Annotated in this window: 14 protein-coding genes; 2 read left to right on the top strand and 12 right to left on the bottom strand. The window is 62.1% G+C overall.

Annotation, left to right across the window (positions count from 1 at the left end):
• The first annotated feature begins 26 nt into the window (after window positions 1-26).
• Window positions 27-4688 (top strand): hypothetical protein, encoded by a 4662-nt coding sequence (locus PSH73_RS10295; protein WP_282405830.1) that lies wholly within the window; start codon window positions 27-29, stop codon window positions 4686-4688.
• A 51-nt stretch (window positions 4689-4739) separates the two neighbouring features.
• Here PSH73_RS10295 and PSH73_RS10290 read toward each other — a convergent pair whose 3' ends face one another.
• Both PSH73_RS10290 and PSH73_RS10285 read right to left on the bottom strand, forming a co-directional pair.
• On the bottom strand, window positions 4740-7115 hold the full coding sequence (locus PSH73_RS10290; RefSeq protein ID WP_198800244.1) for an RND family transporter: 2376 nt from the start codon (window positions 7113-7115) through the stop codon (window positions 4740-4742).
• Between the two features lie 15 nt (window positions 7116-7130).
• On the bottom strand, window positions 7131-8171 hold the full coding sequence (locus tag PSH73_RS10285) for a YCF48-related protein (RefSeq protein WP_057438652.1): 1041 nt from the start codon (window positions 8169-8171) through the stop codon (window positions 7131-7133).
• Window positions 8172-8499: 328 nt separating this feature from the next.
• Between PSH73_RS10285 and PSH73_RS10280 the strand changes: the two genes are divergently transcribed.
• Window positions 8500-9615, top strand: a complete 1116-nt coding sequence (locus PSH73_RS10280) for a Gfo/Idh/MocA family protein (RefSeq protein ID WP_057438653.1) — start codon at window positions 8500-8502, stop codon at window positions 9613-9615.
• 950 nt (window positions 9616-10565) lie between these two features.
• Here the strand turns inward: PSH73_RS10280 and PSH73_RS10275 are convergent.
• The 10 genes from PSH73_RS10275 to PSH73_RS10230 all read right to left on the bottom strand — a co-directional run bounded on the left by PSH73_RS10275 (window position 10566) and on the right by PSH73_RS10230 (window position 24261).
• On the bottom strand, window positions 10566-12269 hold the full coding sequence (locus PSH73_RS10275) for an AMP-binding protein (protein WP_057438654.1): 1704 nt from the start codon (window positions 12267-12269) through the stop codon (window positions 10566-10568).
• A gap of 27 nt (window positions 12270-12296) precedes the next feature.
• Window positions 12297-13595: an acetyl-CoA C-acetyltransferase gene (locus PSH73_RS10270; protein WP_057959844.1), complete on the bottom strand. Its 1299-nt coding sequence runs from the start codon at window positions 13593-13595 to the stop codon at window positions 12297-12299.
• A complete protein-coding gene (locus PSH73_RS10265; protein WP_057438655.1) occupies window positions 13592-14494 on the bottom strand; it encodes a MaoC/PaaZ C-terminal domain-containing protein in 903 nt (300 codons plus the stop codon). Before PSH73_RS10265 ends, PSH73_RS10270 begins: the two co-directional genes overlap by 4 nt.
• A 2-nt stretch (window positions 14495-14496) precedes the next feature.
• Window positions 14497-15840 (bottom strand): 3-oxoacyl-ACP reductase, encoded by a 1344-nt coding sequence (locus PSH73_RS10260; protein WP_076964900.1) that lies wholly within the window; start codon window positions 15838-15840, stop codon window positions 14497-14499.
• Window positions 15841-15983: 143 nt separating this feature from the next.
• Entirely contained in the window at window positions 15984-18509 is a 2526-nt protein-coding gene (locus PSH73_RS10255; protein ID WP_305462405.1) for an acyl-CoA dehydrogenase, read from the bottom strand.
• A gap of 295 nt (window positions 18510-18804) precedes the next feature.
• The gene (locus PSH73_RS10250) at window positions 18805-20247 is read right to left on the bottom strand and encodes an outer membrane protein transport protein (protein WP_057959848.1); all 1443 of its coding nucleotides are present in this window, start codon (window positions 20245-20247) and stop codon (window positions 18805-18807) included.
• A gap of 125 nt (window positions 20248-20372) precedes the next feature.
• Window positions 20373-20888, bottom strand: coding sequence for an alkane oxidation protein activator PraB (praB, locus tag PSH73_RS10245; RefSeq protein WP_076964898.1), 516 nt, complete (start codon window positions 20886-20888; stop codon window positions 20373-20375).
• Window positions 20889-21017: 129 nt separating this feature from the next.
• Window positions 21018-21512, bottom strand: a complete 495-nt coding sequence (gene praA, locus PSH73_RS10240) for an alkane oxidation protein activator PraA (protein ID WP_057438657.1) — start codon at window positions 21510-21512, stop codon at window positions 21018-21020.
• Window positions 21513-21658: 146 nt separating this feature from the next.
• Window positions 21659-22936, bottom strand: a complete 1278-nt coding sequence (locus PSH73_RS10235) for an alkane 1-monooxygenase (protein WP_057959850.1) — start codon at window positions 22934-22936, stop codon at window positions 21659-21661.
• Window positions 22937-23262: 326 nt separating this feature from the next.
• A complete protein-coding gene (locus PSH73_RS10230) occupies window positions 23263-24261 on the bottom strand; it encodes an alpha/beta fold hydrolase (RefSeq protein WP_233100866.1) in 999 nt (332 codons plus the stop codon).
• Window positions 24262-24284 lie beyond the last annotated feature (23 nt).

Below are 24284 nucleotides of genomic sequence, written 5' to 3'. Positions count from 1 at the left end.
ATCTACTGCCAATAAAAAGGATGTTTATGCAAAACCTCACCCCCTCCTCCATCGCCCATGCCGTGAGCGCTCGATTTGCTGATCGCCCCGCGCTGGAAACGGTGATCCGCCAACAACTCGCCGCGGCCATCGGCGCCCAATACCCAACGCTGACGATAGACCTGAGTCGCACGCGCCTGGCCCGGCCGCAACGCCGCAGCTGGCTGTTACAGCCATTTATGCCAGTGGTACAGGATGCGCTGGCCAGTGGCATAGCGCTGGACTTCAGCGATGTGGACAACGTGCCCTGGTACCTCTCCGACGAGCCGCCAAAACGTCTGAAACTGCCCGGTTTGACCGGGGAACAACTCAATATGCAGGTCATCGCACGCCTGGTTGGCGAACTGCCCCAGACCCTGCCCATCGCCCTGCAAAATGCCTTGGCCGAGTATTGGGACGCCGGGCATTGGCGCTGGCTTGCGCACGTGCTGATGGACACCTTGCGCGTATCCGCCCTTCGCCACACAGGCCTGGATGCCCAGGCGCAGGAGGCGATCGACCAACTGGTGGCCATCCCCGACCGTGAAGCGCGAATCGCCCGCCATGGCCAGGGTGTGGTGTTCGCCTATGGCCTGGAAGTCACCCTCAAGAGCGGGGAACAGAGCAGCCACCTGCTGAGTCCGGAACTGGTGCTGGTCCGCGCCGTGAACGGCAAGATGCCGGTGCTGCTGTGCAGCCCCGGCGGCGGCATTGAAGTGTTCGCCTCCATGGATGGGTTGGTCCAGGCCTACGGCCAGCGCCTGGGCAGCCAATATCAGGTCGACGATATCCTCATCCAGCGCTACGAGCCCGACGGCGATATCTTCGAACACCAGGCGGCGATGATCCTCAATCGCCAGTTGGCAGACCTGGGCAACCTGCGCCTGCCCACGGCCCAGCCCTTCAGCGCCTGGCAGGCGCTGTATGCTCAACTCACCGATCCCGGCCGGTTTTTCCGCGACTCGCCGGCCGCCCCACCCCAGGCCCTGGACACCCTGCGCCCACACCTGCCGAGCTGGCTGCAACAGGCCAGCGCCGACGACCGCGCGACTTACCGGCGTTATGCCCTGGCGCTGGCCAGCGCCAAACAGCGCGGCGGCGGGCGCCACTTCCTCAGTGATCTGGACGATATCCGCACCTACACCGTCAAGACCCTGCTGCAAACGCTGCAACACGACGCCGTGAACTTCGATTCCCTGATGCCGACGCCGCCGTCTGTCGCCGCGCTGCACCCCGACGACCTGCAACTGACCTTCGCCGTCACCGCTGGCTATCCGGGCACCGTCGGAATTATCCGCCACGAGCGCATGAGCCTCACGGACATGGCCATCGACAACCTGGCCAGCCGCCCCAGCGGCACCGTGACCCTGACCCATCGCCACGGCCTGGCGCTGCCGTCGTGGCTGACCGCCGACTATTTGATGGGCGCCGGTGGCCTCATTGAAAAGGTCGATATCGGCCAGCACTACCCCCGCCTGCTGGAGCAGCACCTGCTGGGCGACAGTCCCGAGGCGCAGCAGCGTGAAACGTTGTTTGCCGATCAGCAGGCCGCGCAACTGCCGTTGCTGGCGCTGGAGTTGTGCCTCAAACAACAGGCCGGCGTAAGCCGCCAGGGCACGCGCCTGGTGGCCGCGCTGATGCAGGGCAATGTTGCCGAGCAGCAGGTTGATAACCGCCAGGTGGTGATCCGTCATCTGGCGTTGGTGCGAGCCCCTGGCGCCTCTCCCGACAGCGTCAGCAACATGTACTTGATCGAAACGCGGGACGCCGAGGTCGGCCCTCATCTGCTGTACCGCCCGTTGTATGCCCAAGCGCTTCTGGAATTCGCCAGCCGCGAGGCGCTGTTCGAGGCCATCGCCCAGCCCGGCGAGCTACAAGACAGTGTGCTGACCTGGCTGAGCGACAGCGCCCGGCCGATCTATGCCCACGGTGGCTTGCGCGAACCGCATTACCTGCGCTTCGGCCAGGGCGATGAATTTGCCCCCCTGAATAAGCCGGTGCCGGCGCGCCTGTCCAGCGATGGCATCAACGATGAATTACAACAATGCCTGGTGACCGGGCGCCTGATGAGCTACCTGTTCAGCGACCACGCCCGTGGCTTGGTGCAACAGGCCAACCGCGAGTCGGTGTCCAACAGCGAGAGCCGCTGGCGGGTACTGCTGGAAGGCAGCAGCCTGTTGTTCGGCAACCTGCTGCTGCCGTTGCTGCGTGGTCGGGCGATGCTCACCGGCTGGTTGATGGCCCTGATGGCCAGCCTGGACCAGGACATACCGGCGCTGGATGCGCCCGACCGCCAGACCCGGGAACTGGCTGCCGTCGATCTGCTGCTCAACCTCGGCCTGCTGCTGTTCGAGGCGACGCCCGAGGTGACCGCGTCTTACCCGCCCCTGGCTGCCGGGCTCAAGGCGCGTGCACTGCCTTCGGCCCTCGCGCCGCGTATTGCCGAACAATGGCCGGTGCCCGCGGCGCCGACGGTTCGCGAGGGAGCCGTGGCCCTGCCAGGTGTGTTGCCGGACACCCGCCGCAATGTGCTGGACTTCAGCTTTGCCCAGACCCGTCAACGCCTGACGCCAGCCCAGCGCGTGCGGCTGAGCAGCTTCAAGGCCATCCGGCCGACGCCCCTGCCCCGCCCCGTGCTGAATGGGCCACGCAGGGGGCTGTACCTGGTTGAAAACATTTGGCACGCCGAGGCGAACGGCGAGTGGTTGCAAGTGAGCCTGGAGCCGGAGGGCGACATCAGGGTCGTCGCCCCTGGCGACCCCAACCGCAGCGGCCCTTACCTGCGCAGCGATGCCAACGGCGTGTGGTCGGTAGACACCCGCCTGCGCCTGCGCGGTGGCATGCCCCCCAGGCGAATCGCCGCCGAACGTCAGCGACGGGCTGAACGGGTCAGCCAACTGAAGCGTTCTTACGAACAGTTCATCCAGGGTCAGGTGGCCCGGCAAAACCGGATCGAGATTATCCTGGGGGTGATGACCAGGACCGCCGAAGACCCACGCTTCAGCGAAGCGCAACAGGCTGACAGTCGCCAGCGCTTCGATACGGCCCTGCAGGAACAGACATTGGAATACCAGCAGCAGTTGGACAGCCTGAAAGAACGCAGCGAGCTGGGGATTGCCTTGCCACCCGAATCGGTGGCGAGCTTGCTGGAAAACATCGTCAACAATACGCGCAAGCATGTGGTGGTGGCCGAGAAAGATCGCGGTGCGCTGTACCGCAACAACAGTCACTTCACGTCCCGAAGCACACGCCTGGCCGAGGCTGTGCTCAGTGACTTTGCGGCTTACCAGCGGTTCATCCGCGAAATGATTGCCATCAATGAGCGTTCGATCCACTGGCTGGAGCTGCGCGACCGCTACCTGGACCAACTGTTCAACCTGGGCACCGCCGGCAGCGAATACTACAACCGTCTGACCTGGGACCGTCCGCAGGAAATCAGCGCCCTGGCCGTCAAGGATTTGCTGATGCGCAACTACGAACTGATGACCCACAAGTACCCGGATCATCCACTGGTCGATGTACTGATCGACATCCTTGAACCCCTGCAGGAACACTTGCGTACCCACAGTGAGCTGAACGACCTGGAACTGACGGCCGAGGACCGCGTCAGCGTGCTGGAAAGCCTGGTGGAACACTATGGCCGGGGCCTGGATTCGTTGCAGGGGCTGGGTATCGTCAATGCCGATGAGCTGGACAGCGAATATTTTGCCAAGCTGGTCACGCTGGTAGAGGGACTGTACCAGGACGCCGCCAAGCAACTGGCCGGCGAAATCAAGCCCGTCGCCCAGCCCCCCAGGCGCCCGAGCCGACGCAACCCGGCAATGATCGGCAAGCCTCTGAAAAAAGTGATCCGTACCCCGAAAAAGGGCACCTTTATCGGTGAGGTCAAGCCAGTGGGCTCGGTGGAAACGGTGGAGGTTCGCTCCCAGGTCAGTGACCAACTGCTGGCCATGTATTCACAACGGGGGGACCAGTGGATCGAATACAAGGAGTCGCGACCACCGGCCTCTGCGCCAGCACCGCGCAGTCTGAGCCTGGTCAAGGGTGAAGCCCGCAAGCTGCTGGCCATGCTCGAAGAACACCTGCGCCGTGGCGAGCAATACCGGAGAATCTCCCGGCACCCGCAAGAAGTGCAGGAAGTGCTGCAATTTGAAGCGGTGCGTTACGACAGACTGGCCAACGAACTGCATCTGGCGATTCAGGCCCAACCCGCCGAGGCGCGTACGTCAGCGGATCAAACCCTGGTTAACAACATGCGCCAGGCGGCGGTGCGCTTGAGTGAGCAAGGCCTGGCGCTGCGTACCCAGCTGTGCCTGGACCTGCCCCCGACCCACGGCAACCTCGAGTACCTGATCGAACAGAAGCGCGCCAACATAGGGTTGCTGGGGGAGCGTATCCAACTGAGTGGCGAGCGTCGGGATTTTGTCCAGGAGTATGCGGTGAACGACCAGGGCGGCTATCCGTTGTGGTATGCGCACTTGCACTACCCGGCGGCCGATACGCCCAAGGAACTGTATACCGCGGCCCACCTGAAAACCCGGGAGCAGCGCAAGCAGAGCTACTACTCGCAACTGGCCAGGGCGCAAAGCCCCCAGGCAGTCGTGGATGTCCATCGCGGGTTGATCGGCAAGGCGTTGGTGCAGCGCTGGTTCCTGCCGCTGGCTCCCTGACCGGCTGTGGCGAGCGGAATTGCCCGCTCGCCACAGGGGGGGGGTCTTGGGTCAGTGGGCGAACAAGGAGTTGCCCTTCTGCCCCGCCAGTTTCTCCGGTTTGATCAGGAACCGCGCCAGTGCCGGCAGCAGCCACAGTGCACCGAACATGTTCCACAGCAGCATGAAGGTCAGCATCAGGCCCATATCGGCCTGGAACTTGATGGCCGAAAAGATCCAGGTGCACACGCCGATCGCCAGGCACAGGCCGGTGAACAGTACGGCTTTACCGGTGGATTTGAGGGTCTGGTAATAGGCTTCCTGCAACGGCAGACCGGCGCGCAGGAAGCTTTCCAGGCGGCTGTAGATGTAGATGCCGTAGTCCACGCCAATCCCCACCCCCAGCGCCACCACCGGCAGGGTCGCGACCTTGACGCCGATACCCATGAACGCCATCAGCGCGTTGCCCAGCACCGAGGTCAGTACCAGCGGCAGCACGATGCACAGGGTCGCCGCCCAGGAGCGGAAGGTGATCATGCACATGGTCGCCACGCACAGGTAGACCAGGATCAGGATGGTCAGCTCGGCTTCCTTGATCACTTCGTTGGTGGCCGCTTCGATCCCGGCGTTGCCGGCGGCGAGGATGAACTCCAGGCCTTCCTTGTTGTTTTCCTTGGCGAAGTCCTGCACCGCATGCACCGCACGGTCGAGGGTCTCGGCCTTGTGGTCGTTGAGGAACACCAGCACCGGCGCCAGGGAACAATTGTTGTTGTACAGGCCATCGGCACGGGCGATGGAGTTGTTCAACACATCCGGGTTACGCGACAGGGTTTCCCATTTCAGGTTGCCCTCGTTCATACCCTTGATCATCTGCTTGGACACGGTCACCAGGGAGATCGCCGACTGCACCCCCTCGGTGTTCTGCATCTTCCACATCAACTGGTCGATGGGCGCCATGGCTTCGTAGCGCGAGCAGCCTTCTGCCTTGGTCTTGACCATCACCACCAGTACATCGGAGCTGGTGGAGTAGTTGCTGATGATGAAGTTGTTGTCTTTGTTGTAGCGCGAATCCGGGCGCAGTTCCGGGGCGCCCTGGTCGAGGTCGCCGATCTTCAGGTTCTGGCTGTACCACAGGCCGCCACCAAAGGCGATCACGGCCAGGGCGACGGAGATCGGCGCGACTTTCGGGCTGGCGAAGTTCGACAACAGGCGCCAGAACGGATGGTCGCGGTTGGCGTCCTTTTTGCTCTTGGCAATCGCGCGTTTGCTGATGCCCACATAGGAGATCGCGACCGGCAGCAGGATCAGGTTGGTGAACACGATCACCGCCACACCGATGGAAGCGCCGAAGGCCAGTTCACGGATCACGCCGATGTCGATGATCAGCAGGGTGATAAAGCCGACCGCATCCGCGAGGATCGCGATCATCCCCGGCAGGAACAGTTGCCGGAACGTGCGGCGGGCTGCCGTCAGGGCGTTGTCGGCCTCACTGGATTGCAGGGCGATGCCGTTGATCTTCTGCACGCCGTGGGAAATGCCGATGGCGAAGATCAGGAACGGCACCAGCATCGAGTACGGATCCAGGCCGAACCCGAAAAAGTGCATCAAGCCCAGTTGCCAGACCACTGCCACCAGCGTGGTAATCAACACTGCGATGGTGCTGCGTACGCAGTTGGTGAACCACAGCAGCAGCACCAGGGTGATCACGAACGCGACACCGAAGAACAGCACCACCATGATCAAGCCGTCGATCAGGTCGCCGACCTTCTTGGCGAACCCGACGATATGGATCTGGACGTTGGGGTTCTGCTCCTGGAACTTGGTGCGGATCTTGTCTTCCAGTTCGTGGGAAAACTTCTGGTAGTCCAGGGCCAGCAACTTGCCCTGGTCCTGCGGGTCCGGGTAGGACTCCAGCAGCGGGATATCGACGATGCTCGACTTGAAGTCGTTGGCCACCAGGCGCCCGACCTGGCCGGACTTGAGCACGTTGTTGCGCAACTGGTCGAGGCTTTCCGGCGAGCCGTTGTAGCTCTGCGGGATCACTTCGCCGCCGGCAAAGCCCTCCTCGGTCACTTCGGTCCAGCGTACGCTGGGGCTCCACAGGGACTTGAGGCCGGAGCGGTCGACACCGGAGATATAGAACACTTCGTCGTTGATCTGGCGCAGGGTCTCCATGTACTCCTTGGAGAAGATGTCACCGTCCTTGGCCTCCACCGAGATGCGCACGGTGTTGCCCAGGTTCGCCAGGTCGTTGCGGTGCTCCATCATCTTTTCGATGAAGGGGTGTTGCAGGGGGATCATTTTTTCGAAGCTGGTGGACGGGCGAATCAACGTCGCCTGCCAGAACAGGAAAATGCTCACCAGCAGGCAGATGACGATCACTGCCGGGCGGTTATTGAAGATCAGGCGCTCAAGAAAGGTCGCTTTATCGTTGTGATGACTGCTCATTCTGTCCCCGCCTTCTTATTGTTTTTTGCGTTCGGCGCCGGTTGGCTCGGCGACGCGCACGCCACCCTGCCCCACCAGAATCAAGTCGCCATTGCCCGCCGCCGTCACTGCCGAGAGTGAAATGCGGTCCGGGCGATTGAATACGCTGAACGTCAGGCCATCGTCGTGGCTGACCACCACGCTGCCGCCGTTACCCACCACCACCAGGGTGCCGTCGTCGAGCAAGGTCGCGCCCGACAGGCCGAACTCCAGGGCGCCACGGGCGGCCTTGAGCGCCACCGGCTCCCAGGTGTCGCCAAAATCGGTGGAACGGAACAGATTGCCGCGCAAACCGTAGGCCAGCAGGGTCTTGGGCTGGGCGGTGCCGATCACGCCAAACAGCGAGCCCTCGTAAGGGCCTTCGAGTTTTTCCCAGGTCTGCCCCTCGTCGCTGGAGCGGAACATGCTGCCCTGCTCGCCGACAATAAACAGGCCGGCATCCTTGACCCGGGCAATGGCGTTGAGATGGTACTGGTCTTCGTTGTCGAGGCGGTCGCTGACATCCTCCCAGGTCTTGCCGGCGTCGGTGGTCTCGATCAGCGCACCGTAGGCGCCCACGGCAAAGCCGTGGTTGGGGTCGTTGAACAACACGTCCAGCAGCGGTGCTTCGCGGCTGAGGTCCTTGAACTGCTCGCTCCAGGTGGCCCCGGCATCGCTGCTGGCGAGGATCTTGGCGTCATGCCCGACCGCCCAGCCATGCTGGTCGTCGATAAAAAACACCGCCGTGAGCAATTGCCGGGTCGGCACCTTGGCCTGCACCCAGGTGGCGCCCTGATCATCGGAATAGAGGATATGCCCGCGATCACCGACCGCCACCAGGCGCTTGCCGGCCTGCACGACGTCGATCATCAGGCCTTTTTCGGCCCTTGGCGATTCAATGGCAAATGCCGCAGGTTCTGCGGCGTCGGTTGCAGCCTGGGCAGCCGTCGACAACGCGACAACCCCCAGCAGCGAGAGCGCTGTAGCCAGCACCGCGACCTTGCGCGACGCGAGCGGGCGGCAAAAACCCACACCCATGACAGGCTCACTCATAGACCTTTCTCCCATTTATTATTGTTAGGTCGTAACACCTTCCAGGGTGTTCGCAGTGCGCAAACCTGCAATCTAGAGCCCCTTGAGGAAGCAGGGGCCATCCTATCGGGCTTTCGAATCGTCTGACAATCGGCGCTACGTTATCTTTTGTTAACTAAAGGCCTTTTGCCCTCGCGCTGAATATAGCTGCATTCGCTGAAATGATGAGTTGCCCGCGTCCTCTGGGCGATATTTTTATTCCATATATTGATAATTGGGAATTTTTATTCTATTAATTGCGCTCCTGAAACAATAATTCAAAAGGACCACCGCCATGCGCTCACTCGGAATCGGCCTGATCGGTACAGGCTTCATGGGCCGTGCCCACGCACTGGCGTTCAATAACGCCCGTGCGGTGTTTGAGCTTCCCTTCAACCTGACGCTGGCGGCCCTGGCCGATGCCGATACCAAGCGCGCGCAACGTTGCGCCAGCGCCTGGGGCTTTGCCCAGGCCCATGGCGACTGGCAACAATTGATTGATAACCCGCACGTGGACCTGGTCGCTATCACCACCCCCAACCACCTGCACTACCCCATGGCCATGGCCGCACTGGCGGCGGGCAAGGCGGTGTATTGCGAAAAACCCCTGGCGACCAGCCTGCAGCAAGCCGACGCCATGCGCCTCGCCGCCTACGAGGCTGGAGTGGTGACGCGGGTCGGCTACAACTACCAGCACAACCCGATGATCGCCCTGGCGCGACAGATGATCGACGCGGGCGAGCTGGGGCAGATCATCAGTTTCCAGGGCGAGTTCAGTGAAGACTTTATGGCCGACCCGGCGTCGCCCTGGTCCTGGCGCTGTGAGGTGGAGCATGCCGGCGGCGCCCTGGCGGACCTGGGCAGTCATCTGCTGGCGATGGCGCGTTATCTGGTGGGCGATGTGAGCAAGGTGTGCGCCGACAGCCAGACCGTCCACGCCCAACGCCCGGCCAGCCCTGGCAGTACCGAGTGGCGTTCGATTGCGGTGGATGATCAGGTACATGCCTTGCTGCGTTTTGCCAATGGCGCACGCGGCACCGTCAGCAGCAGTTGGCTCAAGCACGGCTACAAGAATCACTTGAGCTTCGAGATCAGCGGCACACACGGCACCCTGGCGTTCGATCAGGAGCGATTGAATGAGTTGCGCCTGTTTCGCGCCGGTGAACAGGGGTTCCAGCGTTTACTGGCGGGCCCCGCCCTGCCCGGCTATGCCGCGTTCAGCCCGGCGGCGGGGCATCAGTTGGGGTACAACGAACTGAAAACCCTGGAAGTGCAGGAGTTGATCATGGCCCTGGCCGGGCAAGGTGCCGCGGGTACTGATTTTGAAGCGGCGTGGGAGGTGGAGCGGTTGGCGACAGCGCTTCGGCTGGCGGCGCGGGAGGAGCGGTGGGTCAACGTGAGCGAAATTTAAAGACCTGCACCGATTGATGTGGGCTTGTTCGCGATGGGCATAGGTAGCTATACAACTCTCTTCTGGGGTTGTGTACATATCCGTTGCTGCGGTTACGGCGGCTATTGGTTCCGCCCTTACGGCGGCTCACTTTGGAAAAGAGCGCCAAAGTAAGCAAAGCGCTCTTGCCCCACCACTCGGCACCTCGCCCAGGCTCGGTGTGCCCGTCATCCGACATTGATTTGGGGGGCCGCCGCGATGGGCCATCCATGGCCCAGCGCGGCTAACCCGGCGTCCTGCCGGGTTACCCCCCAAATCAATATCGGATGACGGCCAGCGTGGTTTAACGGGGCGCCTAAGATCAAAATCACAAGCAAAGCGAGGCGGCCTGACAGCCGACCTGATCGTCGAGGCGTGCGCGTGTACCTGTGGGAGCTGGCTTGCCTGCGATGGCGGTGTACCAGCCAATAGATTTATCGACTGATACACCGCCATCGCGGGCAAGCCCGCTCCCACAGGGGAAGGCAGCTTCGCGCTCTGGCTTTGCTGTTGCTCTGCTTTTGATCTGGCTTTTGATTTTGATCTTAGGCGCCCCGTTAAACCACGATGGCCGCAGGCAGGTATTGCGCAGTGGGCACCCCGGCATGGATGCCGGGGTAGCCGCGACACGGCCATGGATGGCCGATCGCGGCGGGCCCACGGAGCAATGCCTGACTGCGGGCATGCCGAGCCTAGGCGAGGCACCGAGTGGTGGGGCAAGAGCGCTTTGCTTACTTTGGCGCTCTTCCAAAGTGAGCCGCCGTAAGGGCGGAACCCTAAGTGGCCGTAACCGCAGCAACGGATATGTACACATACCGAAAAGAGAGTTGTGTAGCTAATCATGCCGCAATGGCAGACTGTCAGTCAGCAAATGTACTGACTAGCACTCCGTCATCGCGGGCAAGCCCGCTCCCACATTAAACCGCATCAAGTCAGCGCAATGCGCGGCGCAGGACCTTGCCCACCGTAGTCTTGGGCAATTCCTCGACGCGAAACTCGACAAACTTCGGCACTTTGTACCCCGTCAGGTATTCCCGGCAATGCGCCAACAGCTGCTCCTGGGTCAGGCTGGGGTCGCGACGCACCACGACAATCTTCACCTTCTCTCCGGTCACCCCATCCTCCACGCCAATCGCCGCCACTTCCGCAACGCCCGGGTGCAACGCCACCACGTCTTCGATTTCATTGGGGTACACGTTGAAACCCGACACCAGGATCATGTCCTTCTTGCGATCCACCAGGCGGATGAAGCCCTGTTCATTCATCACCCCGATATCCCCGGTGGACAGCCAGCCCTCGGCATCCAGCACTTCGGCGGTTTCCTTGGGGCGCTGCCAGTAGCCCTGCATCACCTGCGGGCCGCGCACCTGCAGTTCACCCGGTTCACCGATGTCGGCGAGTTCACCGTCCTCGCGAATAAAGCGCACCCAGGTCGACGGCAGTGGCACGCCGATGCTGCCGGTAAATTCCATCTCGCGCATGCGCGAGATGTCGATAGGGCTGATGCTCACCACCGGCGAGCACTCCGTCAGGCCGTAACCCTCGATGATCGGCAGCCCGGTGACTTCCTTCCAGCGCTTGGCCACCGCGGTGTGCGTGGCCATGCCGCCGGCGATGACCAGGCGCAGGTCGGAAAAGTCCCGGGCACGGAACTCTGCGTTCTCCAGCAAGCCGTTGAACAACGTGTTGACCCCGGCAATGCCGTTGAAACGCTCCTTGCGCAGGATCATCTGCACCCGCTTCACGTCCCGTGGGTTGGCGATCAGGATATTGCGCCCGCCCAGGCACATGAACATCAGGCAATTCACGGTCAGGGAAAAGATGTGGTACAGCGGCAACAAGGTGACGTTGGTTTCCTGCTGGTTCTGGTCCAGTTGATCACCCACCCACGCCTTGGCCTGCAACAGGTTGGCGATGATATTGCGGTGGCTGAGCATCACGCCCTTGGCATCGCCGGTGGTGCCGCCGGTGTATTGCAGGAACGCCAGTTCTTCACGCGCCAGCGGCACCGGCGTATGGGTCAGGCCCCGGCCCTGCTTGAGCGTCTGGTTGAAACGCAGTGCACCCGGCAGGTTGTAGGCCGGCACCTGCTTCTGCACCCGGCGCAGGATGAAGTTCATCGCCGCGCCCTTGAAGGTGCCGAGCAGGTCGCCGATGGCCGCAATGACCACGCGCTTGACCGTGCTGCCGGCCACGACTTTTTCCAGGGTATGCGCGAAGTTCTCGAAGATCACCACGGTCTCGGCGCCGCTGTCCTTGAGCAGGTGCTTGAGTTCGTGGGAGGTGTACAACGGGTTGACGTTGACCACCACCGCTCCGGCAAGGATGGTGCCCAACAGGCAGATCGGATACTGCAAGCAGTTGGGCATCATCAACGCCACGCGATCGCCCTTGCGCACGCCCTGGGCCTGCAGCCAGGCGGCAAAGGCGATGCCCTGGGCCTGCCAGGTGGCGTAGGTCATTTCGGTGCCGATGCTGACGTAGGCCACGCGGTCGCGGTATTTGTGCAAATGTTCGAGAAACACCTCGCGCAACGACGGGTAGTCCTCGATGCCGGCGTCGATGTCGCTGGGCACCCCAGGCAGATAAGCGTTCAGCCAGATACGTTCGGTTTGGTCCAGGCTTACAGCGTTCATCGCAGTCTCCTTATTGTTGTTGTACGGCTACTTTTCAACGATGGCGGTAATGCCCAGGCCGCCGGCGGCACAGATAGAAATCAAACCGCGCCCGCCACCGCGCAGGTGAATGGCCTTGGCCAGCGCCGCCAACTGGCGGCCACCGGTGGCGGCAAAGGGATGACCGCAACCGAGCGAGCCGCCATTGACGTTCATCCTGGCGCGGTCGATGGCCCCCAGTGGCGCCTCCAGCCCCAAGCGCTCACGGCAGTAATCGGCATCTTCCCAGGCCTTGAGGGTGCACAGCACCTGGGCGGCGAAGGCTTCGTGGATCTCGAAGAAATCGAAATCGGCAAAACTCAGGTTTTCGCGTGCGAGCATGCGGGGCACGGCATAGGCCGGGGCCATCAGCAAGCCTTCGCTGCCGTCGACGAAGTTCACCGCGGCGGTTTCGCCGGTACGCAGGTAGGCCAGCACCGGCAGGCCACGAGCCGCGGCCCACTCCTCGCTGGCCAGCAGCACCACCGAGGCGCCATCGGTCAGCGGCGTGGAGTTACCGGCCGTGAGGGTGCCGTTCTGCCGATCGTAGGCCGGAGACAGGCTGGCGAGCTTCTCCAGGCTGGCATCGGCGCGCAGGTTGTTGTCGCGGGACAGGCCGCGATAAGGGCTGATCAGGTCGTCGAAGAAGCCATTTTTATAGGCCGCGTCGAGGCGCTGGTGGCTGGTCAGGGTCAGTTCGTCCTGGGCCAGGCGCTTGATCTGCCAGCGCTTGGCCATTTCTTCGCAGTGCTCGCCCATGGACAAGCCGGTACGCGGCTCGCCATTGCGCGGCAGCAGCGGCTTGAAAAACATCGAGGGGCGCACCTGCAACAGGCTGCGCAACTTGTTGCCGCTGCCCTTGGCGCGGTTGGCCGCCAGCAGCGTGCGGCGCAGGGATTCGTTGATGCCGATGGGCGCGTCGGAGGTGGTATCGGCGCCCCCGGCAACCCCCACGTCAATCTGGCCGAGGGCGATTTTATTGGCCACCAGCAACGCCGCCTCCAAGCCGGTGCCGCACGCTTGCTGCAGGTCGTAGGCCGGGGTCTCGGCGGACAGGGTGGTGGACAGCAGCGACTCGCGGGCCAGGTTGAAGTCCCGCGAGTGTTTGATCACCGCGCCGGCGGCGAACTCGCCCAGGCGCAGGCCGTGGAGGTTGTAGCGGTCCACCAGGCCTTGCAGCGCAGCCACCAGCAAATCCTGGTTGCTGTCGTGGGCGTACACCGTGTTGGAGCGGGCAAACGGAATGCGGTTGCCGCCGACAATCGCCACGCGGCGCGTCGGGGCGGGGCTGAAGCTGTAGTCACTCATGAACGACTCTCATCAAAACGCGAGGTCCAGATAAACAGGCCACGCATGTGGGGTTTGTCCCCGGCCGGATTGCGCACCTCGAATGCACGGCGCGGGCCGTCTGCCGGGGCATTCCACAGGGCGACCTGGCCGGGCAGGAAGATCGGCAACTTGAAATCGCAATGGGCCTCGGCCACGTCCAGCCCGCCTGGGGGTTGCTGGGCGGCCAGGGCGCGGCCCAGGGTCCACATGCCATGGGCGATGGCCCGGCGAAAACCGAACAGCCGCGCGCCGATCAACGAGGTATGGATCGGGTTGAAATCCCCCGACACCTTGGCAAAACGCCGCCCCAGGTCCGCTGGCAACACCCAACGCTGAGTGCGCCGCACGCCCTCTTCGGGCAATGCCAGGCTGTCGCCCCATGGCTCGCCCACCGGGTTGGCGACATCGCGACGCAGGTACAGGCTTTCGCTTTGCCACACCAACTCGCCCGCGCTGTAAGCGTGGGTGGCAATACTCAAGGCCTGGCCCTTGGCATGGGCCACCCAGCGCTCGGCAAACACTTCCAGGCGCAGGGCCTGACCTTCCTGCAGGCGTCGATGTTGGCGAATGCGATTGGCCAGATGCACCATGCCGCTGGCCGGGTACGGAAAGCTCGGGCGCGTCAGCAACATCAAGTGCAAGGGGAACGCCAGCACATGGGGGTAGGACAGCGGCACCCCTTGCTCGCGCCGAAAGCCACAGGCCCGGCCATAAGCCGCAATAGCATGGGCGCTCAACTCCACCGCCGAGCGCACCAGGCGCTCCCGGGGCAACGTGGGGGCGCCTTCCAGCCTGGGTTTGCGCATCGCCAACAGGCCGTCCAGCAGCAGGCGATTGCGCGACGGTGGCGGGTCGATAATCTGCGTCACGTCGTCCATGCTCAGGCTCCCAACAGGCTTTGGCCACATACGCGCACCACCTGGCCGTTGACCCCGCCCGAAGCCGGGTGCGCCAGCCAGGCGATGGTTTCGGCGACGTCGATGGGTTGCCCGCCCTGGGACAGGGAGTTCATGCGCCGCCCCGCTTCGCGAATCATCAGCGGGATTTTCGCGGTCATCTGGGTCTCGATAAACCCCGGCGCCACGCCGTTGACCGTGACCTGCTGCGCCGCCGCCACTGGCGCCAGGCCCTGCACCAGGCCAATCACCCCGGCCTTGGAGGTGGCGTAGTTGCTTTGCCCCAGGTTGCCGGCGATCCCGGAGATCGACGACACGCACACAATCCGCCCACCGGCCTTGAGCCCCTGCCCTTGCAACAAGGCTTCACTCAACTGCAACGGCGCTTCGAGGTTGACTGCCAGCACACTGCGCCAGGCGGTTTCGGTCATCTTGGCGATGGTCTTGTCGCGGGTGATCCCGGCGTTGTGCACCACCACATCAAACGCGCCATGCTCGGCCACATAGGCCTGCAACTGCTGCTGCGCATCGGCGCCGGTGATGTCCAGCGCCCAGGCCTGGCCGCCGACGCTGCTGGCCGCCTGCTCCAGGGAGGGCAGCGCTTGCGGCACATCCACGCACACCACGTGCGCGCCGTCACGGGCCAGCACCTGGGCGATGGCCAGGCCGATGCCACGGGAGGCCCCAGTGACCAGGGCGCGGCGGCCGCTGAAGGGTTTGTCCCAGTTGATGGCGGGGGCGGCATCGACCGGTTTTTCCAGGCGCACCACCTGCCCCGAGACATAGGCCGAACGCCGCGACAGGAAGAAGCGCAAGCTGCTGTCCAGGGCCTGCTCGGCACCCGGCGCGACATAGATCAACTGCACGGTGATCGCCCGCCGCAGCTCCTTGGCCAAGGATCGCACCAAGCCCTCCAGAGCTCGCTGGGCGATGGCCTGGGGCAAGTCCTGGCAGTGTTCGGGCGCGGTGCCCAGCACCACCACCCGCGCGTGCGGCCCCAGGCGCCGGGCGTTGGCATGGAAAAATTCGTAGAGTTCGTCCAGTTGCTTGAGGTCGACCACGGCGCTGGCATCGAACACCGCGCCCTGGACCTTGACCGTGGACGGCGCCTTGAGCGTGGCGGCCTGGGCCGGCACGGTGTCGGTGGCCTTGAAGAGGCGCCGCACTTCGTCCGCCAGGCGCCCTGCCCCAGCGATAATCACCGGGTTGGCCAGGCCCTGCTGGCCGCTGCGGTGACGTTGCAGGGCCAAGGGTTGCGGCAAGCCGATAGCCTGGGCCAGACGACGGCCCCAGGCAGAATTAACAAAAGAAAGGTAGCTGTCGCTCATAAATCAATCCGTTTTCCTGACCTGCAAATCCAACCCCTTTTGGGAGCTGGCTTGCCTGCGATGGCGGTGGATCCGATTGCATCTGTGGCGCAGATACACCGCTATCACAGGCAAGCCCGCTCCCCCATTGAGCGCGCTCGTTTCTAGTTCACCGGGGCGTTTTCACGTTTTTTGCTGCTGGGTTTGGCCGCTTGTTCCAACGTTTGCTGGCGCTTTTGCAAGGCCTCCAGCAACCCGAAGTCCTGTGGGAAGTCGTCCACCTGGATGCCGTGATCGGCGTATTCCACATAGCGCGCCAGCAAGGCGTCTTCGTCGGCGCTGATCAAATCCAGGGCGCGGGCCTTGATGCGCCAGGCGGTAAAGGCCGTGCTGCTGATCGGCATCGGGCCGAGGGTGCCTTGCTTGACCGCCGCCTTGAGCCGCCCTTCGATCAACTCCACCTGGGGTAGCAGGCGGAACGCCAGTTCGCCATAGGCCAGCTTGTCGACTTCCGGACGCGGGATGTAGGAATTGGCCAGCAAACGGTCGCGGCTTTCGCCCGGGGTCTGCACCAGCTCGGCCACTTGGGCCAGCAGGCGGTCGGAGGGTTTGCGCCGGGGAATGCCGAACGGGAAGCTCAAGCCACGCATCACTGCCGCAGCCGGCGTCGAAGGATAATTGTCGAGCACCTCGGCCAGGGCTTCATGGGCCCGCAACAAGGCATCCTGGGCCGACCAATGCACCAACGGCAGGTCGGCCTGGGGCCGGCCATCGTCCTCAAAGCGTTTGAGCACGCAGGACAGGATGTAGAGCTGGGACAGAATATCGCCCAGGCGCCCGGTGATGCTTTCCTTGCGCTTGAGCGCGCCGCCCAGCACGCCCATGGAAATATCGGAAATCAACGCCAGCACCACCGACAGCCGATTGGCCTGGCGGTAGTAGGACGCCAGCGCCGGATCCGTCTTGGCCGGTACGCCAATCAGCCGTCCGCCTGTCAGGGAATGCACTGCCGCACGTACGGTGTTGGCCAGCACAAAACTCAGGTGACCGAACATGGCGCTGTCGAACTCGAGCAACGCCTGGCGATTATCAGTGTTGCGCGCCGCTTCCATTTCTCGGAACACGTAGGGGTGGCAACGGATCAGGCCCTGACCGTAGATGATCAGGCAGCGGGTCATGATATTCGCGCCTTCCACCGTGATCGCGATGGGGCTTTGTTGATAGGCACGGGCCAGGAAGTTGTTGGGCCCCATGCAGATGCCCTTGCCGGCGACGATGTCCATGCCATCGTTGACGATGATCCGCGCACGCTCGGTGACGTGGTATTTGGCAATTGCCGAGATAACCGAGGGTTTCTCGCCGGCATCCAACGACGCCACCGACACTTTACGTACCGCATCGCAGGCATACAGGTGCCCGGCCATACGTGCCAGGGGCGCCTGCACCCCTTCAAACTTGCCAATCGGCAGGCCGAACTGCTTGCGCATCGCCGCGTAGGCCGTGGTACCGCGTACCGCCACCTTGCCCAGGCCGACGTTGGCCGACGGCAGGGAAATCGCGCGCCCAGCGGCCAGGCATTCCATCAGCATGCGCCAACCGTTGCCCACTTGCTCGCGGCCGCCGATCACCCACTCCAGGGGGATAAACACGTCCTTGCCGGTGGTCGGGCCGTTCTGGAACACCGCATTGAGGGGCCAATGGCGGCGACCACTGTTCACCCCGGGATGGGAAGTGGGGATCAACGCGCAGGTGATGCCCAGCGAGCCGGGCTGGCCCAGCAGGCCGTCAGGGTCTTCGGCGCGAAAGGCCAGGCCGAGCACCGTGGCGATGGGGCCGAGGGTGATATAGCGCTTGTCCCAGGTCACGCTGAAGCCCAGCACTTCCTGGCCTTCATGCATGCCCTTGCAGACGATGCCCAGGTCGGGAATCGCCCCGGCGTCGGAGCCGGCATAGGGGCTGGTCAGGGCAAAGCACGGGATGTCTTCGCCACGGGCCAGGCGCGGCAGGTAGTAATTGCGCTGGGCGTCGGTGCCGTAATGCAGCAACAGTTCGGCGGGGCCCAGGGAGTTGGGGACCATCACCGAAATCGCTGCCGCCGAGCAACGGGTCGACAGCTTCATCACCACTTGCGAATGGGCATAGTGGGAGAAGCCTTTGCCGCCATATTGCTTGGGAATGATCATGCCGAGGAAGCCGGCGTCCTTGGTGTACTGCCAGCCTTCGGGCGACAGGTCCTGCCAGACCTGGGTGGTTTCCCAGTCGTTGGCCATGTCGCAGAGGGTTTCTACTTCGTTGTCGAGAAAGGCCTGTTCTTCGGCGCTCAAGCGTGCCGGCGCGGCTTGCAGCAGGCGCGGCCAATTGGGTTTGCCGCTGAACAACTCGGCGTCCCACCACACGGTGCCGGACTCGATAGCCGCGCGTTCAGTGTCGGACATGGCCGGCATGATCGTGCGAAACAGGCCCAGGGCCCTGCTGGTCAACAGTGTGCGACGCAGGGGCTTGATACTCATCAGCAGCGCCGGCACCACCACCAGCAACGTCGCAACGCTCAGGCCCAGCCCTGCAACCACATTGAACAGATAGCCGCCCGCCAACCAGGCCAGGCCAGCACCCAGCCACAGGGTGGCTGCCGCTTGTCGATACGCCAGGGCAGTCGCCACAGCGAGTCCCGCCAATAACCAGATAACCATGGAGATACCTCTACTTATTATTCAGGGCACGGCACGCACAGCAGCAGGTCGGTACGGCCTGCGACTGATCACCACACTACAAACTTGAAAAGCCAAATTCAAATTTTGTTTTGAAATTTTTATTTAATGTCTTTGCGAAATAATTCTCGGCCGAACGCGTCAGCCGAAGTGTTAAAGGGAGAAGGAAATCACCAGGGGTCGCGTGGGCGCCCCACAGGTGGAGCACCGGGTAAACGCAGTAGAAAGATGCGCTGACTACGCGTTTACCCAGGCACTACGCAGATACAACCCCAGGTCAGAAGGCGTAGGTAGCCGACAGGCTGACCACTTCGCCCTTGGCCTCGGATTTGCCATCCAGCGACGCTGCGCCAAGACGGTCAACGTTCTTGGTCTTGAGCTTGACGGTCTCCACAAACTGGCGGGAATACGCGCCGTCGATGCTCAGGCCCGGAATGGCGCGGATGTTGTAGCCAAAGCCCAGGGAAGCGAAGGTGCGATCCCCATCCGGGATACGCGGGTCACGGGTGGAGTTGCGGGTTGGGGTCTGGTCGAAGGCCACACCGGCACGCACGGTAAAGTCATCCGTGAGTTTGTAGTCACCGCCGAACGAATACATCCAGGTGTTCTTGTACTTGTACGGGATCGACACGATGGTGCTGCCATTGGACTTCAAGGTCAGCGCCTCGAAGGAGGACCATTGGGTCCAGGTCACACTGGCGCCCAGGGTCAGGCGGTCAGAGAAGTCGTGTACCCAGTCCAGGGACGCGTTGGCAGGGATATCCAGTTGCGTGGAGGCATTGGCACCGCCCGGATACAGTTTCAGCCCAGGGTAAGCCAACTCGACCAGGGTTTTACCGTCGACCACCGGGGTGGTCATCAGCCCTTCCGAGCCTGGATCGGCGTACATGTTGTACTTGCCCTCCAGCTTGTTCTTGATCTTGGCGTGATAGTTCAAGCCCAGGGTGTCCTGCGCCGTGGGTTTCCAGGTCATCCCCGCAAACCAACCCAGGGAGTTATTGTCGACTTTGACCCGCATCAAGGCGAAGCCCTGGCCGGCCGGGAACGGAATCATCCCGAAGTCCGGCGACTGCGCAGCAGCGGCATACAGATCGACGTTCTGGCTCACAAAGCCTTTGGTGTGCTGGAGAATCGCACCACCACCGATGGAAAACTCATCATTGACCTTGAACGACAGGGAGCCGGTCAGGCCCACGGTTTCGATGCGGGTGTCCACCGCGAAGTCGCGACCTTTCCAATCCTCATCCCAGGTTGTGCGCGCGCCCATCGGCACCACTTGGCTCAAACCAAAGGCAAAACGATCGTTGATCGGGATCACCATGAAGCCAGTGGGTACCCACGCTTCGAAGCCGCCTTGACCGCCATTACCGGTGCGAGGTGTCGATGTTAACTCGCCAGTATTGGGATCATAGACCGTGTTGGACGTCGGATTGCCAGCGTAGTCATACGCCGACCCTTTGTATTTGATGTCGATGTTTGCGTAGTTGATGGTGAACTGCGAAATGGTCTTGTCAATGAAAGCCATGGCAGCAGGGTTGTTGTACGCCGATGACGGGTCGTTCTTGAACATCGACCCCCCACCAAACGCCCGGCCCCAACCAGCAGTGTTTGCGGTTGGCGTCATGAAACCACCCGCCTGAACGGTTCCCGCTGAGGCGATCAGCCCGCCCAACAATGCCAGGCCTAACAACGCCTGGGCCTGCTGCTTCATATTATTCATGCGTCACTCCTTATTGTTTTTATTTGTCACAGCCGGTTGGACCGAACGGCTTTACCTCAACAGATGCCTCTGACGAGGCACCTGTTTTTCACCGGGTGATCAAGCCTATTTCCGAAGTGCCGGCATCAAGGAACAATGGTGACGCCGGTAGCGCCTACGTTCAGTGTCACCACCGTGCAACTGCCGCTAAGCGGCTGGTTGGTCGCAGCAAGAGTGATACTTGGAGACGGAGCTGGGGTTGAGGCCAGCGCTACATCGATAGCCGTAGGGCCGCAGTTGGTTGGAGGGAACGAAGTGATCGTGTAACCAACGTTGTAAGCTTTACCGGCACTTGTGCTGGTGGCTTCCAGCAACCAAGGCAAACCAGTGATATTGGGTAGGTTGCACAGCACGCTTGATCCTGGAGAGATAGTTACTTTGGTGATATCTGCCTTACCATCAGGGCGCACCTTGCCTTCGAATACAGCCTTACATGTTACGGGCTGCTGAAACGACGAAGGTGATTTAACAACAATGCTCCCAGTCGCCCCTGTAGTAAACGTCGCTCCAATTGGACTAAAAGACGCCGCACTGGCCATCGAAGCCGCGCCAAAGCACAGAGCAAACGAACTTACACAAACGAGGGTTTTCAAACTTTTCATTATTTTTCCTCACATGTATGGCGAGTCATTTCGCCGGGGTAATGGCCATGATCGAGAGGTCACGGAGAAACAGCAGAACTTCCCTTTCCAGCCAAATTTCAATTCATTTACCGCTACAAATTCGGGGGTTTACTCGACGACTTTGAACGTCGGCGGCATCTTGATCGACACGGTTTTGATCTTGCAGTCTTCGCCAATCGGCACATTGACCGCTTCCAACTTGCCGGTGGCGTTATCCCAGGTGCCTTCGGCAGTGGACGGGCCACACTTGCCGCCCAGGCCAAAGGCGTGCACATCGACGCTGATCTTCGACATGGAGCCGCTCCTGGCATCCCTGGCCACTAATATCCACGGCAGGTTGATGGCTTCGACGCGGCTGCACTTGAGGCCACCGTCAAACTCGACCTTGTCGACATTGACTTGCGAACCATCGGCCGCGACCTTGCCGGCCACCTTGATGGTGCAGTCGGCGCTGATCAGCGCGCCCTTGGAAAAGCTGATGGGGCCCTGGGCAGTGAAGGCGCTGCCGGCGGGTTCGATACGGGCGGCCTGGGCCTGGTGATAGGCAATAAGCCCCAGTGCAGCGAGCACGATATGCGCAGTGAACTTGGCAGGTGTTTGCATGGTGTACGTCCTTCCCTTGATTTTATTTTTGTTAGGGTCAAACAACTTTCTTGCAACTAAGCAGCACTCGAAACCGGCAAACCGTGGGCGATGAAAACCTGCGCGATACACAGATCCCGAGTGCGCCCTACAACAGTTAATTCACATTAGAAGGTGCTGGTCTTGCCGTACTTCTCCAGTATCTTCAAGCGTTTGGATGGCTGGATATTGGCCAGGGTGACATCCCCCGAATAATGCCGTAGTACCCGGTGATCCATACGCCGGCGCCATAAGTAAGGGATATAGGCCCAGACAATCATGCTGGCGTAGCCATACGGCAGTTGCGGCGATTCATCAAAGTGGCGCAACGACTGATAACTGCGAGTCGGGTTGGCGTGATGATCAGAGTGGCGCTGCAACTGGAACAGAAAGATATTGGTGACAATACGGTTACTGTTCCACGAGTGGCGCGGCGAACACCGTTCATAACGGCCGTTAGGCAACTTCTGGCGTTTAAGCCCGTAGTGCTCGACATAGTTCACCACTTCCAGCAACGAGAAGCCGTAGATGCCCTGGATCAACAGGAAGGGAATCACCGCCATGCCCAGCCAGGCGATCATCGCGCCCCACAACACCACGCTGTACATCCAGGCGCTGAGTACGCCGTTCTTCCAGTGCCACGCCGGCAGGCCGAGCTTGCGCAGGCGTTCGCGTTCCAGGTTCCAGGCCGAGCGCGCACTGAACCACACCGAGCGCGGCAGGAAGGCCCAGAAGCTCTCCCCCAGTCGCGAGCTGGCCGGATCTTCCGGGGTGGCAACGCGTACGTGATGGCCACGGTTGTGTTCGGTGTAGAAGTGCCCGTAGAAGGTCGGCGCCAGGGTGATCTTCGCCAGCACAATCTCCAGCAGGCGCGGCTTGTGCCCCAGTTCATGGGCGGTGTTGATCGCGATGCCGGTGGCAGCGCCGGTGGACATGGCCATGCCCAGGTAGGTAAACCCACTGACCTCACCGTGCAACTGCACCCGGGCCGTCAGGAAGCTGGCGGTTTGCGCCATCCAGCTCGAAGGATCGAGGGAGGCGGTAAGTTGCAGCAGCCCGCCGCTGATCATCCAGTCGATGCCGCTGACGGCCAGCCAACCGGTGATCACCACCGAGGAAATAACGAACAACACCCCGGTGTAGACGATCCAGCGGTAGTACTTCTGCGATTCAAGGCCGCTGACAGCGGATTCCGGCGGGTTGCTGACGTCTTCGCCGAGCAGGCCGTCGATCAGCGGGATCAGGCCGAAAATCACCAGTACACCGACCCACCACAGTTGTTGTACGCCGGTAGTGATAGCCAGGGCGCCGGACAGCAGCGGGGTCGCCAGAGGCATGATGCCGAGCCACCACAGGTGGCGCTTGCCGTCGGTCCAGACGTGGGGGGCGGCCAGGGTCTGATTCATGGCAACCTCCGGGCGCACTGCGCGGCAGAGAGTGAGAGCGAAGCAAAAGAGGCAGAAAAGCGGTTCAGGCGGCACTGACGGCCACTTGAAACAAACCATGCGATAAAAGGCGTTTTTTTCATTATTTTATTCGCTCTTAGGCATTTCAAAAATCATTTCAAAATAAATATTGAAATATTTTTTTAAATAAATAGCGCGGAATCGATAGGTCGTCAACTACTTTTTCGGGGCCTTTTTTACGTGACCGGCCAGTCTCTTTTTCATCCGTTCGGTCAGGTGTCTAGGGCAAGCGTCAGCGACTTTCGACCACGCCGTGGGGTTCACGATTATTTACTCGCCAGCGCAAACGGCGGGTGCAACACCGTGGCGCTTGCCACCGGCTTGCTGCGCTTGGCCACCTGCTCGACCAGTGCCGCCACGCGCTCGGTGGCGGTGATTGGCAGCATATGGCCACGGCCTTCGACCAGCTGCAGCTTCAGCCCTGGCACCTTGTCTGCCAGGGCCTGGCCGTGCTTGCGAAAGTCCAGCACCTTGTCCCGCGAGCCATAGATCAGGCCGATGGGCAGGCGCAGTTGCGGGTAGCGTTTGACCATCTCGGGCAGGTAATCGTTGACCAGACTGATTTCGGTGGAAGCGGCATAGAAGTTATCGGGGCGCATCCCCAGCAGGCCGCCGCCACGGGTGGCGAAGTCGGCCGGCGCCGGGTCGGGAGCGAACACGCCCTTGACCACCGCACCACTGGTGAGCATGCCGATGGGCACCGTCAGCGTGCGCGACACCCAGCGCCGCAGCCAGGCCGGGCGCACCGCCAACGACAGAAACACCAGGGGGAGCATGCGCTGGGGATGGGTCAGGGGTGCCACCAGCACCAACCCGGACACCGCATGGGGATGGTCCAGGGCCAGGGCCAGGGAGATCGCCCCGCCCAGGGAATGCCCCAGCACCAGGGGCTGGCCCAGGTCCAGGGTCTGGATAAAGGTCGCCACTTGCCGGGCCTGGCTTGGCAGGTCGGCACCGGTGCCTTTGCGGCGGGTGGAATAGCCTGAGCCGGGTCGGTCCAGGGTGATCACCCGAAAGTGCTCGCGCAATTGTGCGGCCAAGGCATAGGTCAGGTTACGACTGCTGCCCATCAGGCCGTGGATCATCACCAGCGGCGGGCCCTTACCCTCGTCTACATAATGAAAGCGCTCGCCATCCACCTCCAGAAAGCGCCCGTTGCTTGGAACAGCCACTTCGATACGGCGCGTCATCCAGGCACTCAAGCCCCATAACGCCGCACTGGCAGCCATAAACACACCCGCAGCGACAACCCATTCGACAGCCATAGCTCGGTCCTCTGCTTCCCTGC

It is taken from the genome of Pseudomonas sp. FP2294 (genome assembly GCF_030687625.1).
Classification (GTDB): domain Bacteria; phylum Pseudomonadota; class Gammaproteobacteria; order Pseudomonadales; family Pseudomonadaceae; genus Aquipseudomonas; species Aquipseudomonas shahriarae.
This window is presented reverse-complemented; position numbering and strand designations above follow the sequence as displayed.

Excerpts from the sequence above, each read along its gene's own strand:
- PSH73_RS10295 (WP_282405830.1), top strand. The coding sequence starts at position 27 with ATGCAAAACCTCACCCCCTCCTCCATCGCCCATGCCGTGAGCGCTCGA.
- PSH73_RS10290 (WP_198800244.1), bottom strand. The coding sequence starts at position 7,115 with ATGAGCAGTCATCACAACGATAAAGCGACCTTTCTTGAGCGCCTGATC.
- PSH73_RS10285 (WP_057438652.1), bottom strand. The coding sequence starts at position 8,171 with ATGGGTGTGGGTTTTTGCCGCCCGCTCGCGTCGCGCAAGGTCGCGGTG.
- PSH73_RS10280 (WP_057438653.1), top strand. The coding sequence starts at position 8,500 with ATGCGCTCACTCGGAATCGGCCTGATCGGTACAGGCTTCATGGGCCGT.
- PSH73_RS10275 (WP_057438654.1), bottom strand. The coding sequence starts at position 12,269 with ATGAACGCTGTAAGCCTGGACCAAACCGAACGTATCTGGCTGAACGCT.
- PSH73_RS10270 (WP_057959844.1), bottom strand. The coding sequence starts at position 13,595 with ATGAGTGACTACAGCTTCAGCCCCGCCCCGACGCGCCGCGTGGCGATT.
- PSH73_RS10265 (WP_057438655.1), bottom strand. The coding sequence starts at position 14,494 with ATGGACGACGTGACGCAGATTATCGACCCGCCACCGTCGCGCAATCGC.
- PSH73_RS10260 (WP_076964900.1), bottom strand. The coding sequence starts at position 15,840 with ATGAGCGACAGCTACCTTTCTTTTGTTAATTCTGCCTGGGGCCGTCGT.
- PSH73_RS10255 (WP_305462405.1), bottom strand. The coding sequence starts at position 18,509 with ATGGTTATCTGGTTATTGGCGGGACTCGCTGTGGCGACTGCCCTGGCG.
- PSH73_RS10250 (WP_057959848.1), bottom strand. The coding sequence starts at position 20,247 with ATGAATAATATGAAGCAGCAGGCCCAGGCGTTGTTAGGCCTGGCATTG.
- praB (WP_076964898.1), bottom strand. The coding sequence starts at position 20,888 with ATGAAAAGTTTGAAAACCCTCGTTTGTGTAAGTTCGTTTGCTCTGTGC.
- praA (WP_057438657.1), bottom strand. The coding sequence starts at position 21,512 with ATGCAAACACCTGCCAAGTTCACTGCGCATATCGTGCTCGCTGCACTG.
- PSH73_RS10235 (WP_057959850.1), bottom strand. The coding sequence starts at position 22,936 with ATGAATCAGACCCTGGCCGCCCCCCACGTCTGGACCGACGGCAAGCGC.
- PSH73_RS10230 (WP_233100866.1), bottom strand. The coding sequence starts at position 24,261 with ATGGCTGTCGAATGGGTTGTCGCTGCGGGTGTGTTTATGGCTGCCAGT.